Source organism: Neorhizobium fuzhouense (genome assembly GCF_042611105.1).
Taxonomy (GTDB): Bacteria; Pseudomonadota; Alphaproteobacteria; order Rhizobiales; family Rhizobiaceae; genus Neorhizobium; species Neorhizobium galegae_A.
Map to the genome: position 1 here is coordinate 36,298 of NZ_JBHFFP010000013.1, position 13,347 is coordinate 49,644.

Sequence of the window (13,347 nt, forward strand, 5' to 3'; positions counted from 1 at the left end):
TTTTTGATTGACAATCGCGACCTGCCTGCGCGATACCGTCAAGCCAATAGGGGAGGCGCTGGCCAGCGGTCCTCTTGAACGAACGATCTGGGAGGATTTCCATGACAGGCCAAACGCACCTTCTCGACAATCGTTGGGACGATGCCCATGCGGCAAGCCTCGATGAGCCGGGCAAGCTTCTTTACCGCTCCAACCTTCTTGGCGCCGACAAGCGAATCACCAATTACGGCGGCGGCAACACGTCCGCCAAGGTCATGGAAACGGACCCGCTCACCGGTGAAAAGGTTCAGGTTCTCTGGGTCAAGGGCTCCGGTGGCGATGTCGGCACGATCAAGCTTGATGGCTTTGCCACGCTTTACCAAGAGAAGCTGGAAGCGCTGAAGGGGATCTACAAGGGCGTTGAGGATGAGGACCGCATGGTCGGCTTCCTGCCGCATTGCACCTTCAACCTCAACCCGCGTGCGGCCTCCATCGATACGCCGCTGCATGGTTTTGTGCCGTTTACCCATGTCGACCATATGCATCCGGATGCGATCATCGCGATTGCTGCCTCCAAGAACTCCAGGGAACTGACGCAACAGATTTTTGGCGCCGATATCGGCTGGCTGCCCTGGCGCCGCCCCGGCTTCCAGCTCGGGCTTGATCTCGAAGCCTTCGTGAAGGCCAATCCGACGGCAAAGGGCGTCGTGCTCGAAAGCCATGGCCTGTTTACCTGGGCGAACGATGCCAAGGACTGCTACCTGCTGACGCTGGAGATCATCAACAAGGCGATCGAGTGGTTTGCCAAGGAAACCGAGGGCAAGCTGATCTTCGGTGGCGCCGTCACCCAGAGCCTGCCGGCCGAAGAACGCCGCGCGATTGCTGCTCGCCTGATGCCGGAAATCCGTGGTCGCATCGGAAAGCTTGAGCGCAAACTCGGCCATTTCGACGATCAGGATGCGGTTCTGGAATTCGTCAATTCCGCAGACCTGAAGCCGCTCGGCGCGCTCGGCACCTCCTGCCCGGACCATTTCCTGCGCACCAAGATCCGCCCGCTGATTCTTGATTTCAATCCGGCAAAGCCTGATGTCGACGCGGTTCTCTCCGGTCTCGATCAGGCGCTTGAAGACTACCGCGCCGATTACACGCGCTATTACGAGGCCTGCAAACACGCCAACTCGCCAAAGATCCGTGACCCGAACCCTGTGATTTTCCTCGTTCCCGGCGTCGGCATGTTTTCGTTTGCCAAGGACAAGGCGACGGCCCGCATTGCCGGCGAATTTTACGTTAATGCCATCAACGTCATGCGCGGTGCCTCCACCGTGTCCGACTATCAGGGCCTGCCGGAGCAGGAAGCCTTCGATATCGAATACTGGCTTTTGGAAGAGGCAAAGCTGCAGCGTATGCCCAAGCCCAAGAGCTTGGCCGGCCGGGTCGCATTTGTGACCGGCGGTGCCGGCGGCATCGGCCGGGCAACGGCAGAGCGGCTGGTGGCGGAAGGCGCCTGCGTGGTGCTGGCCGATATCGATGCGGACGCGCTTTCTGCAACGCTTGCCGATTTCTCCAAGCGCCATGGCGCTGACGCCGTACGTTCGGTGAAGCTAGACGTGACGCAGGAGGCGGCCGTCATTGATAGCTTCGCCGCCGCTTGCGTCGAATTCGGTGGCATCGACATCCTGGTGTCCAATGCCGGCATCGCCTCCTCGGCCCCGGTGGAAGACACCACGCTTGCCATGTGGGACAAGAATATCGGCATTCTTGCGACCGGCTATTTCCTTGTTTCACGTGAAGCATTTCGACTTTTCCGCCGTCAGAAGCTCGGTGGAAACGTCGTCTTCGTCGCCTCCAAGAACGGCCTTGCCTCCTCGCCCAATGCGTCTGCCTATTGCACCGCAAAGGCGGCCGAAATCCATCTGGCGCGCTGCCTGGCGCTGGAAGGGGCCGATGCCGGCATCCGCGTCAACACGGTGAACCCCGACGCAGTTCTGCGCGGCTCAAAAATCTGGAACGGCGAATGGCGCGAACAGCGCGCGGCTTCTTCGAAGATCGAGGTGGACGATCTGGAGGAACATTACCGCAAACGCTCGATGCTGAAGCTCAACGTGTTTCCGGAAGACATTGCCGAGGCGATCTATTTCCTCGCCTCGGATCTTTCCGCGAAATCGACGGGCAATATCATCAACGTGGATGCAGGCAACGCGCAGAGCTTTACGCGATAAGGGCGTTGCGTCCCTGATCCTTAAGCCCCCCTCCCCGTCAAGACGGGAGAGGGAGGCTACCGGATGAGGGGACGCAATCCTTTGGGAGGAAACACAATGACAGAACCGACAATTTCGAGCGATCAGATCGCCGAACACAATGACCAACACGAAGCCGCACTCGCGTCCGATTATTCAGCACTGGGTGAAAAGCTCGCGCGCAGTGGCATCGATATCGATTCCATCACGCAAAAGGTGTCCGAGTTTTTCGTGGCTGTCCCCTCCTGGGGGGTCGGCACCGGCGGCACGCGTTTTGCCCGTTTTCCGGGCCCCGGCGAACCGCGACACATCTTTGACAAGCTCGACGATTGCGGCGTGATCCAGCAGTTGACGCGGGCCACCCCCACCGTTTCGCTGCACATTCCCTGGGACAAGGCCGACCCGAAGGAGCTGAAGGCCAAGGCCGCATCGCTTGGCCTTGGCTTTGACGCGATGAACTCCAACACGTTTTCCGATGCCGCCGACCAGGCGCATTCCTATAAATATGGATCGCTCAGCCACGGCGATGCGGCAACCCGCGCGCAGGCCGTCGAGCACAACATCGAATGCATCGAAATCGGCAATGCGCTCGGCTCCAAGGCCCTGACCGTCTGGATCGGCGACGGCTCCAATTTCCCGGGCCAGACGAATTTCACGCGTCAGTTCGAGCGGTATCTCGACTCCATGCGGGAGATCTACAAGGCGCTGCCCGACGACTGGCGGCTGTTTTCCGAGCACAAGATGTACGAGCCGGCCTTTTATTCCACCGTCGTCCAGGACTGGGGCACCAATTACCTGATTGCCCAGACGCTCGGCGAGAAAGCCTTCTGCCTCGTCGATCTTGGCCATCATGCGCCCAACACTAATATCGAGATGATCGTCGCCCGCCTCATCCAGTTCGAAAAACTCGGCGGCTTTCACTTCAACGATTCGAAATATGGCGACGATGACCTGGATGCGGGGTCAGTGGACCCTTACCGCCTGTTCCTCGTCTTCAACGAGCTGGTGGATGCGGACCACCGTGGCGTCCAAGGTTTTCATCCGGCCCACATGATCGACCAGAGCCATAATGTCACCGATCCGATCGAAAGCCTGATCTCCTCTGCCAACGAAATCCGGCGCGCCTATACACAAGCCCTGCTGGTGGACCGCGCAAGCCTCGACGGCTTCCAGGAGGCAAATGATGCCCTGATGGCGACCGAGACGCTGAAGCGCGCCTACCGCACCGATGTCGAGCCGATCCTGGCACAGGCAAGGCTGCGGTCGGGCGGCGCGATAGATCCCATCGCAGCCTATCGTTCGAGCGGGTATCGTGCAGCAGTTGCGGCCCAGCGTCCCGCTGTCAAAGGTGGTTCCGGCGGCATCGTCTGAATGTCACAGTGGGGTGCGCCTGGAACGTCAATACCGAACCGGGCGCACAACCCACTGTATTAGCGACATAAAATAAAGTTTGTTAACCGTAACTCTTAATCAGATTTTAAAAACTTCCGGATCGGCCCCTTCGCAGCGCAGCATAGTTTGATACACTGTCGGCTATTGGAAATGGGGTCGAGACTATGGCGGACGTATCGGAGCGGGCGAGACAGGTGGAACGCGAGGCAACCGGCGACGCCGGCCTGCGCCGTCCGGCAGCAACGATCCCGGAGAAGCCGGCGCTGCTGCGTGGCAGTGATCTCCTGCCGATCGAACTGAGCTTTGCAACCGCCTCCTATGATCAGCTGGAGGTGCGGCTTGATCCGGCCCAGAAGACCCTCTGGTACTTTATGCGCCCCACCCAGGCGCCAAGCTATACCCCGGCACTTCTGAAGGACCTGAGCAATCTTCGCGCGCGCATCCAGAAACTGTTCGAGCGCCCGAGTGATGAGTTGCCGCTGCTCTATCTGGTCAACGGCTCCAAGCAGCCGAACATCTTCAACCTCGGCGGCGATCTTGGCTATTTCGCCGAGCACATCCGCTCGCGCGACCGCGACGGGCTTCGGCGCTATGCGCTGGATTGCGTCGATCTCGTCTATTCATCATCGCAAAGCCTCAACCTTCCGATCTTCCTCATCTCGCTGGTACAGGGCGATGCGCTGGGCGGCGGCTTCGAGGCAGCGCTTGCCTCCGACATCATCATTGCCGAGCGCAAGGCAAAGTTCGGCCTGCCGGAAATCCTGTTCAACCTCTTCCCCGGCATGGGCGCCTACAGCTTCCTGTCGCGCCGCCTCGACCCGACCCGCGCCACCAAGATGATCATGAGCGGGCAGATCTACAGCGCTGACGATCTTTTCGAGATGGGTCTCGTCGACATGGTGGTGGACGACGGCAAGGGCGAGGAAGGCGTGCGGGAATATATCGCCCGCAACAGCCGCAAGCATGCCATCCAGCGCACGATGCGCGACGTGCGCCGGCGGGTAAACCCGCTCACCCACCAGGAACTGATCGATGTGGTCGATCTGTGGGTGGATGCGGCCATGGCGCTCGAGGATGCGGATCTGCGCAAGATCGATCGGCTGCGCGGGGCGCAAACGAAGCGCATCGAGGCGGGCCTGCTCTAGGACGGAACCGAGACGCGCTTGCGCGCCTCAGGATGCAAGCCGTGATCGGACCTCCTGCTGCAGGCGCTCAACTTCTCCTGTCAGCGTGTGAAGATGGTCTTCGCCCCGTCTGGACAGTTCCGGGTCGTTGATTTCCCGCCATTCCAGGCACAGCTGGTAGATACGCGCGGCCCCGACATTGGCGGCGGCACTGCGCAGCGCATGGGCGCAGTTGCGAAAGCTCTGCACGTTCTCCTCGGCAACGGCCTGGGCAAGCTCGCTCAACGCCTCGGCCGAATCGTTGACGAACTGTTCGAGCAGCTCGTCGACGAATGCCGGGCCACCCAGTTGCTCCAGCGCCTCGCAGGTCATGGCATCAATGATCGGACGGTCGGCAGCAACAGCGGCAACGGCAACGGCTGGCGCCTCCACCACCTCAGCGGCCGGTTCCGGCATGGTATCGCCGATGATGGCGGCAATCGTTTCCAGAAGATGCCGGGGTTCGACGGGCTTTGTCAGGCATCCGGCCATGCCGGCTGCCAGGCAGCGCTCCCGCGCCTCAGCCGTGGCATCGGCCGTCACCGCAACAACCGGAATCTCCTTGGTGCCGAGGGCTGCAAAGCGATAGAATTTGACCGCCTCGATGCCGTTCATCACCGGCATGTTGAGATCCATCAGCACCAGGTCGAGATCGCCTTGCAGCATGCGCTCGACCGCCGCCTCGCCGTTCTCGACCACTTCGTAATGATGTCCGCTGGTTTCCAGAATCTTGCCCAGCACCATCTGGTTGGTCTTGTTGTCGTCGGCGATCAACAGGCGGAACCGCCGCCCGGTGCGGGCCGGAACATGCGCCTCCGCGAGGCTTTCGGCACTTTCGCGTGTCATTGCAAGGAGAACCGAGATGTTCCCCGGTTCATCCGGCGCAACAACGGTGAAAAACAGATGGCGCATGACGGGGGTAAGGCGCCCCTCGCCAGGCTGGCGCTTGACGAGAACCAGGAGCGGCGCGTCATCGAGCGGGAAAGCATCGAGCAGCAGCCGTGCCAAGCGGGCGGGCGATGGATCGCGCATCTGCGAATCGATGAGAACCAGCGGCTGTTTGACGCCTTCAAGACGCAAGGCGCGGACCGCCTTCACAGCCGCCTCGAGCGTTGAAACCGGACGGGCATGGCGATAGGCTTCCGCCTCCAGCCTGCCCTGCCCGAGGAATACGAAGGGCGGCAGCGTCACATCGGCCTCTTCATCGATGACCGCCTCGACCGGCAGGCGGAAGAAGAAGGAACTGCCCTCGCCTGGCGCACTGACCACACCGATATCGCCACCCATCGCCCGCACCAGTTGGCGCACGATCGCCAAGCCGAGCCCCGTGCCGCCGAACCGGTCCATGATGGTACCATCGGCCTGGGTGAAGCGTTCGAAGATGCGCCCATGTGCCGAAGGGTCAATGCCAATGCCCGTATCGGCGACTTCCACATGAAGGCCCGCGCCATCCGCGGTGGTCTTATAGTCGACCTCGATGCGGATGTGGCCGCTTTCGGTGAATTTGACGGCGTTGCTGGCCAGGTTGAGCAGGATCTCTTCCAGATGCCGGCGATCCGCCAGCACGAATTGCGGTGTGTTGGCGCCCACATGCAGAGACAGCCTGAGACCCTTTGCATGCGCCGCCACGCCGGCCATGGCCCGCACGTCCTGCAACAGACGCGGCAGGTCGACCTTTTCAGGCAGGATCTTCACCTGGCCGGCCTCGATGCGGGAGAGATCAAGCAGCGCCTCGATCAGCGATAGGAGTGAGCGGCCGGAGCGGCTTATGGTGCGCACCATATCCTTGTGCTCGCCTTTCAGCGCCATGCCCATCAACAGGTCGCTGAGGCCGATAATGGCATTCAGGGGCGTGCGCAGCTCATGGCTCATGCTGGCGAGAAAAAGGCTCTTGGCGCGGCTTGCCTCTTCCGCCTCGCGCTTGGCCTGCGACAGCTTGCGCACGAGCTTTGCGGTATAGGCGGGGATGACGATGAGGGCGCCGATGAGGCCGATGGAGAGGTTGATCTCGGTCTGCCAATAGGGGGTGGTGAGGACGACCGCCAGAAAGCAGAGGACGGCTGCGACGGCTGCAAGCGCCAGATAGACGATGCCGAACCGGAAGCCATTGCCAAGCACTGCCCAGAAATAGACCAGGAAAAGAGCGGCACCCGCTTCGCCACTGACATGCAGCCCATAGGAAAAGGCCCCGACATCGGCCACGATGCCGGCCACCCGGCGCCAATGACTGACGCCCGGGTAAAACAGGATATGCAGAAAAAGACCGAAGGCAAAAATCTCAAACAGCGCGACCGGTACGGCAGCCACATCGAGGGCAGAGGCTGCCGCCTCGGACCCGACGAACTGCGCCAGCACCAGATAGAGGATGATGCCGGAGGACAGAATGAGGCGATTTGCCGTCAGCTCGTGCTCGGTATCCGGGCGCGACCGCAACATCAGCCGCAACTGATGCAACGAGACCGAGAGCGGCTGGCAAAACAGCAACCTCAGATCAAGGGACAGTGTCCGCCTCATGCACTCAGTCCCAGCCCTTGCGGATCGGGGTTCTGCTGCGAGCGCACCAGATCGATAAACTGCGCGGCAGGCATGGGGCGGCCGAAGAGATAGCCCTGCATGACATCGCAGCCATCGACCTTCAAAAGCGTCGCCTGCTCCTGCGTCTCGACGCCTTCGGCAACGACGACAAGGCCAAGGCTGTGGCCGAGATTGGCCACCGTGCGCACGATGGCGTGGTCGCTCGGATCCTCCACCATGTTGCGCACGAAGCATTGGTCGATCTTGATGCGGTCGATCGGGAATTGCTTGATGTAGTTCAGCGACGAATAACCGGTGCCGAAATCGTCGATGGAAATGCCGACCCCCAGCGCCCCGATCTGCTTCAGTGCGGAAATCACGCTCTCGGTATTCTCGATCACGATGTTTTCTGTGATCTCGATTTCGAGGACGGCCGGATCAAGATCGGCGGCGGCAAGCGATCGCGTGATAAGGTCGGCGACATCGACGCGCCGGAACTGTACAGGCGACAGGTTGACGCTGATGCGCAGGCCGGCAAGTCCGAGGCGCTGCCAGTTGCGCGCCTCGCGGCAGGCCTGCGCCAGCACCCATTCATTGATGGGCACGATATGGCCGTTTTCCTCCGCCCGCGGCAGAAAACTCCCCGGCGTCACCAGTCCCTTTTCCGGGTGCTGCCAGCGCAGCAGCGCTTCGGCGCCGATGACGAGACCGGTGACGGCCGAAATCAGCGGCTGGTAATAGACGACGAATTGGCTTTCATCGATCGCCGTGCGCAGCTTGCCATCGAGAATGGCGTTGTTGCGCATGCGCTCGGCCATGTTCGTTTCGAAGAAACGGAACTGGTTTCCACCGTTTTCCTTGGCCTGATACATCGCAAGCTCGGCATTCTTGACCAGCTTGCTAACGTCGGTGCCGTCCACCGGATGGGCGGTGATACCGATGCTTGCGCCGCAGGCAAAGCGCTTGCCTTCCCCGGCAAAGGGCTTGCCCATCACCTCGATGACCGCGCGTGCGCGGGTTGCCGCATCCGGATCGCCACTGCTGATCGATTGCAGCATGGCAAATTCGTCGCTGCCAAGCCTTGCCACCATATCCTCAGGCCCGGCCAGTTGCTGGAGACGGCGGGCGACTTCCTTCAGAAAGTCGTCGCCGGCATCATGACCGAGCAATTCATTGATGCTCTTGAACTCGTCGATATCGATGAAATGCAGCGCAAAGGACCGGTCGCCCCGCCGTGCCCTGGCAACCTCGCGGCGCAATCGGTCGAGCAGGAAATTGCGGTTCGGCAGGTTGGTCAGCGCATCATGGCGCGCCACATGCAACAGGTGCTCTTCGGCCCGTTTGCGCTCCGTAATATCGAGCGCGCTGGTGACCACGCCGACAATGGTGTTGCTGCCATCGCGAAGCGGCGATTTGGTCGTCAGGAAAACCCGCTTGTCACCGGCGGCGCTCGTCATCTCCCGCTCGAAACTCTGCAGGGGCTGGCCGCTGAGAATGACCTTGCGATCCAGCATGCGGTTCGGTCCTGCGATTTCCGGATCGACCAGCAGATCGCTGCTCTTGCCGACCAGGCTTGCCGGATCGCGCGCCATGAAGGCGCCGACAAAGGCATTGACGAACAGAATGCGGCCCTCGCGGTCACAGGCGCTGACCATCGCCGGCACCGTATCGATGACCTGCGCCAGCCTTTCGCTCGAATCGCGCAGAACCGCCTGGCGTGACTGCTCGCTGGTCGCAAGCTCGACGGCGAGAAAGCGGGCACGGCTTTCCAGCAGCATCTGCTGCTTGCGCAGCTTCAGGAGGTTGCGCGCCCGCGTGATGAATTCCTGATGGTCAATGGGGCTCTGCAGGAAATCGGTGGCGCCGGCCTCCAGCGCCCGCATGCGAAAGCTGCGCTCTTCATAGACAGTGATGACGATGACAGGGATCTCGGAAAATCCGTGCAGCGCGCGCACTGCGCGAATGAAGCCCGCACCATCCATAACCGGCATCTTGAAATCGGTCACTATCAGATCCGGGACCAGGCCTGCCTCGAAGGCAGCAAGCGCGCTGACTGGATCTGCAAAGACACGGATGACCACCGCATCTTCAATCGAGGACGCTAATCGCTCGAAGATGCGCCGGTTGGTTTCCTGGTCATCGAGAATCGCAATTAGGGGCATTCTGGATTCCGGTATCATATCGGCGGCCTTCCGATCGGCGGCAGATATTGGTCATGCTGCAACAGAATTCGTGCCTTCAAAAGACACATTCCCGCCACGTTAGGCAGGAAACCGTTAACGTTTTGATACTGGATCAGCTTTGCTGGTATCGGTAATGGCAGGCCGTCGTTATCGCTGTATCGACTTGGGATCTTGCACCGCCCCGAAAGGGGCTTTCCCTTCATCGTGGCTGCGGGAACACACCTTCCCCGTCCCAGACTGGCGCAGGATCGGTTTGCTTTGACCGCGGCTGCGGCTGCGCTTATCTTGAACACCTGTTGAATCTAAGGGGGGCGCAATGCCTTTTTCCTCTTATGACACACTGGAGACGGAGGATCTGCGCATTCTGCGCGCGATGCTGGAAGAGGTGTGCCTGCAACGATCGATCGCTGTTGACAGTGAGGAAGCCCAGACCATCGGTCGCGCGCTGATCGACTGGTATCTCTTCGGCATCCGCGAGCCGGATCAGTTGAAGGCGATGCTCGATCCCTTGTCCGAGACCGCCGGCTGATTGCAAGCATCGTCGTCTGGGATCATAAGACACTGCCGCCAGATAAAGGCGGAGAAACTTCCCCGCCGGCTCGCCGTTGAGCCCTCCCCCTGACGGATCGCTCATGCCGAAGAAACACAAGCGCACTGCGCTGGAAAAGCTGCAGAAACACTGGCTGCGGGCAAGCGCTGATGAACGCCGGTCATTTCTGGCCAGCCTCCATGCCAGGGATTCCGATCCGGAAGGAGCCTGCGGGACCGAGACTTTCATAAGCGGACGCGACGAGCTGATTGCCAATGGCCGCTACCTGCTGCCGCTGACGGTCGCCCGCATCGAGAAGATCATGATCGCCCGCCGCATCGGCCCGTCCGAGGTGATGGCGGAAATGGGCTTTGCCGGACAGGGTACGGCGCTGGCGCGCGCGCTCATCCGCAAGGCGAGCATCCGGCTTCGGGTCATCGCGGCCCTGCAAGACTGGCTGCGCGCCCAGGAGGCCGCCGCGACGGCGAAGCCGGGGGCCATGTCAAGCGAGGCATCACAGGGTCAGCCGGGTGACGCCACGCACCTTCAGCCGGAATGAACCGCGCATCCGCAACGCATTGATGGCAGCGTCCTAGAAGTCGATGGCGCGCCCATTGATTTCCCAGTCGCCGAAACGGGCCGGATCGGCACCGCCGCGCCCACCGCGTTCGGCCGGCATTTCCATGGGTTTTTCGCGGGCGCGACGCTCCTCGGCTTCCTGCAACGCACGCTGGGCGGCCGGCGAAAGCACCTTGGCCACCGGCTCTGCGCTTGCGTCCGTTTCGACATTATCGTTGTCCGGCGTCTGCATGGGGTCAACCTCCTTGCGTTGCGGGGAATATTGAAAACACGCCCCGGATAACCACATTTCCTTACGATAGAACGCGGCGCGCATGAAGTACCGCGTTACCTTTCCCGGGAGAACCCACAATGAACATGATCCGCACCGCCATGCTTCTGGCCTTCATGACGGCACTCTTCATGGGCGTCGGCTTCCTGATCGGGGGACGCGGCGGCATGATGATCGCGCTTCTGATCGCGGCCGGCATGAACCTGTTCTCCTACTGGAATTCCGACAAGATGGTGTTGTCGGCCTACCGCGCGCAAGAGGTGGACGGGCACAATGCGCCGGAATTCTATCACATGATCCGCGACCTTTCCGCCAATGCCGGACTGCCGATGCCGCGCGTCTATGTCTATGACAGCCCGCAGCCGAATGCCTTTGCCACCGGCCGCAATCCTGAAAACGCAGCCGTTGCCGCCTCCACCGGCCTCTTGGAACGGCTATCGCCCGAAGAAGTGGCCGGTGTGATGGCGCATGAACTGGCGCATATCCAGAACCGCGACACACTCACCATGACGATTACCGCAACCCTTGCCGGTGCCATTTCCATGCTGGGCAATTTCGCCTTCTTCTTTGGCGGCAACCGCGAGAACAACAATCCGCTCGGCTTCATCGGCGTGCTGGTTGCCATGATCGTGGCACCGCTTGCCGCCATGCTGGTGCAGATGGCCATCAGCCGTACGCGCGAATATTCCGCCGACAAGCGCGGCGCCGAAATCTGCGGCAACCCGCTCTGGCTTGCCTCGGCGCTTGCAAAGATTGCCGGTGCCGCGCAGTCGATCCACAACCAGGATGCCGAGCGCAATCCGGCCACCGCCCACATGTTCATCATCAACCCGCTGTCGGGCGAGCGGATGGACAACCTGTTTTCGACCCATCCGAACACCGAAAACCGCATTGCCGCCCTGCATTCCATGGCATCGAGCATGCCCATGACCTCGACGCGCCCTGCAACGACTGCTAGACCCACGCGCACATCGCGTTCCGTGCCGACAACCGGCCCGGCGCGCCGCACCGATGACGAACCGCGCAAAGGTCCCTGGTCTTGACGGCAGACGACAACAAGAAGAAACGACAGAAGCCCTCAGCACCACGCCCGGGTGGAGACGGGACGCCAAGACATCCCGTCTTTGCAGACAAGCCGGGCCTTGATGTGCGCATCGCCGCCTCGAAGATCCTCGCTGCCGTCATCGACAAGAAGACATCGCTCGATGGCATGCTGGATGCCGGCCATGGCAATCCGGCCTACCGGGCCTTGAGCGAGGCAGATCGTTCGCTGCTGCGCGCGATCCTCAACACCACGCTTCGCCACCTGCCGCGCATCGAAAAAAGCCTGTCGATGATGCTCGACAAGCCGCTGCCGGAGGGCGCGCGCGCGCTCCAGCATGTGTTGACGACCGCTGCTGCGCAGATCCTTTATCTCGATATCCCCTCGCATGCCGCCGTCGATCTTGCCGTCGAGCAGGCGCATCGCGATCCGCGCAACCGGCGCTTTGCCAAGCTCGTCAACGCACTCCTGCGCCGGATGGTGCGCGAGCGCGACGAGATCCTTGCGGCAAGCAAGGCCATCTCTCCGGTGCCCGGCTGGTTTTACACCCGGCTGGTCAAGGCCTATGGCGAGGCCGAGGCCCGCCGCATTGCCGAAGCCCAGCTGACACCGGCACCGATCGACCTCACCGTAAAGGACGACGGACAGGCCTGGGCCGAGCGCCTCAATGCCCGTATTCTGCCGACCGGCAGCCTGCGGCTTGCCGCGTTCGATGGTGGCATTACCGCGGTCGAAGGTTTCGAGGAAGGCGCCTGGTGGGTGCAGGATGCGGCAGCCAGCCTCCCGGCCCAGTTGTTCGGGGGCCTTGCCGGCAAACGCATTGCGGATTTGTGTGCCGCTCCCGGCGGCAAGACCGCCCAGCTTTGCGCGCTCGGCGCCGAAGTGACTGCCATCGAAATGTCCGCCAACCGGGCCTTGCGGCTTGCCGAAAACCTGTCGCGGCTTAATCTGCAAGCGACAATCGTCCAGTCCAACCTCTTTGACTACAAGCCCGAAGAACTGCTGGATGGGGTGCTTCTCGATGCGCCCTGCTCCTCCACCGGCACCACGCGCCGGCATCCGGATGTGCTGTGGACGAAGGACGCCAAAGATATCGAGAAACTGGCCGACCTGCAGGGGCGCATGCTGCGCCATGCCCTGACGTTGGTAAAGCCGGGTGGGCTCGTGGTGTTTTCCAACTGCTCGCTCGATCCGCTGGAAGGCGAGCAACTGGTGGCGCAATTGCTGCGCGACGATGCCTCCGTCAAGCGCTTGGCCATCCGCCGCGAGGACTGGCCGGGCTTGGAAGAGGCGATCAATCCGCTCGGCGAATTCCGCACGACGCCCGCCATGATCGCCCCCAGCGAAAGCCATGCCGGCGGCATGGACGGGTTTTTCGCCTGCGTTCTACAGCGTGGGTAAGGATTTGTTCACCATAAGCGCGCACATTCGGGACTTGTAATGGACTGCAGCCGTTTC

10 protein-coding genes are annotated in these 13,347 nt (G+C 61.5%); 7 read left to right on the top strand and 3 right to left on the bottom strand.

The genetic code is table 11. From position 1 onward, the window contains the following. The first annotated feature begins 101 nt into the window (after positions 1 to 101). The 3 genes from ACEXP3_RS20415 to ACEXP3_RS20425 all read left to right on the top strand — a co-directional run bounded on the left by ACEXP3_RS20415 (position 102) and on the right by ACEXP3_RS20425 (position 4,753). Positions 102 to 2,198 (top strand): bifunctional rhamnulose-1-phosphate aldolase/short-chain dehydrogenase, encoded by a 2,097-nt coding sequence (locus tag ACEXP3_RS20415; RefSeq protein WP_377298942.1) that lies wholly within the window; start codon positions 102 to 104, stop codon positions 2,196 to 2,198. 96 nt (positions 2,199 to 2,294) lie between these two features. Beyond that, positions 2,295 to 3,587, top strand: a complete 1,293-nt coding sequence (rhaI, locus tag ACEXP3_RS20420) for an L-rhamnose catabolism isomerase (protein WP_377298944.1) — start codon at positions 2,295 to 2,297, stop codon at positions 3,585 to 3,587. Positions 3,588 to 3,772: 185 nt separating this feature from the next. Next, positions 3,773 to 4,753, top strand: coding sequence for a crotonase/enoyl-CoA hydratase family protein (locus tag ACEXP3_RS20425; protein WP_377298946.1), 981 nt, complete (start codon positions 3,773 to 3,775; stop codon positions 4,751 to 4,753). A 27-nt stretch (positions 4,754 to 4,780) separates the two neighbouring features. Here the strand turns inward: ACEXP3_RS20425 and ACEXP3_RS20430 are convergent, their stop codons facing one another. Next, positions 4,781 to 7,285 carry an ATP-binding protein gene (locus tag ACEXP3_RS20430; RefSeq protein WP_377298948.1) on the bottom strand — a complete coding sequence of 835 codons (2,505 nt, stop codon included), beginning with the start codon at positions 7,283 to 7,285 and terminating at the stop codon, positions 4,781 to 4,783. Continuing rightward, positions 7,282 to 9,447, bottom strand: coding sequence for a putative bifunctional diguanylate cyclase/phosphodiesterase (locus ACEXP3_RS20435; protein ID WP_377298950.1), 2,166 nt, complete (start codon positions 9,445 to 9,447; stop codon positions 7,282 to 7,284). The genes ACEXP3_RS20430 and ACEXP3_RS20435 overlap by 4 nt, the downstream gene beginning before the upstream one ends. 337 nt (positions 9,448 to 9,784) lie before the next feature. Between ACEXP3_RS20435 and ACEXP3_RS20440 the strand changes: the two genes are divergently transcribed. Both ACEXP3_RS20440 and ACEXP3_RS20445 read left to right on the top strand, forming a co-directional pair. Beyond that, entirely contained in the window at positions 9,785 to 9,997 is a 213-nt protein-coding gene (locus tag ACEXP3_RS20440) for a hypothetical protein (RefSeq protein WP_210106774.1), read from the top strand. A gap of 103 nt (positions 9,998 to 10,100) precedes the next feature. Next, positions 10,101 to 10,556 (top strand): hypothetical protein, encoded by a 456-nt coding sequence (locus ACEXP3_RS20445; protein ID WP_377298951.1) that lies wholly within the window; start codon positions 10,101 to 10,103, stop codon positions 10,554 to 10,556. 33 nt (positions 10,557 to 10,589) lie between these two features. Here ACEXP3_RS20445 and ACEXP3_RS20450 read toward each other — a convergent pair whose 3' ends face one another. Continuing rightward, complete coding sequence (locus ACEXP3_RS20450; RefSeq protein WP_377298952.1) at positions 10,590 to 10,808, bottom strand: DUF1674 domain-containing protein; 219 nt, start codon at positions 10,806 to 10,808, stop codon at positions 10,590 to 10,592. A gap of 119 nt (positions 10,809 to 10,927) precedes the next feature. Here ACEXP3_RS20450 and htpX point away from each other — a divergent pair, with 119 nt between their 5' ends. Both htpX and ACEXP3_RS20460 read left to right on the top strand, forming a co-directional pair. Further along, the gene (htpX, locus tag ACEXP3_RS20455) at positions 10,928 to 11,890 is read left to right on the top strand and encodes a zinc metalloprotease HtpX (protein ID WP_377298954.1); all 963 of its coding nucleotides are present in this window, start codon (positions 10,928 to 10,930) and stop codon (positions 11,888 to 11,890) included. Next, positions 11,881 to 13,290: an RsmB/NOP family class I SAM-dependent RNA methyltransferase gene (locus tag ACEXP3_RS20460; protein ID WP_377299126.1), complete on the top strand. Its 1,410-nt coding sequence runs from the start codon at positions 11,881 to 11,883 to the stop codon at positions 13,288 to 13,290. The genes htpX and ACEXP3_RS20460 overlap by 10 nt, the downstream gene beginning before the upstream one ends. Positions 13,291 to 13,347: the final 57 nt, after the last annotated feature.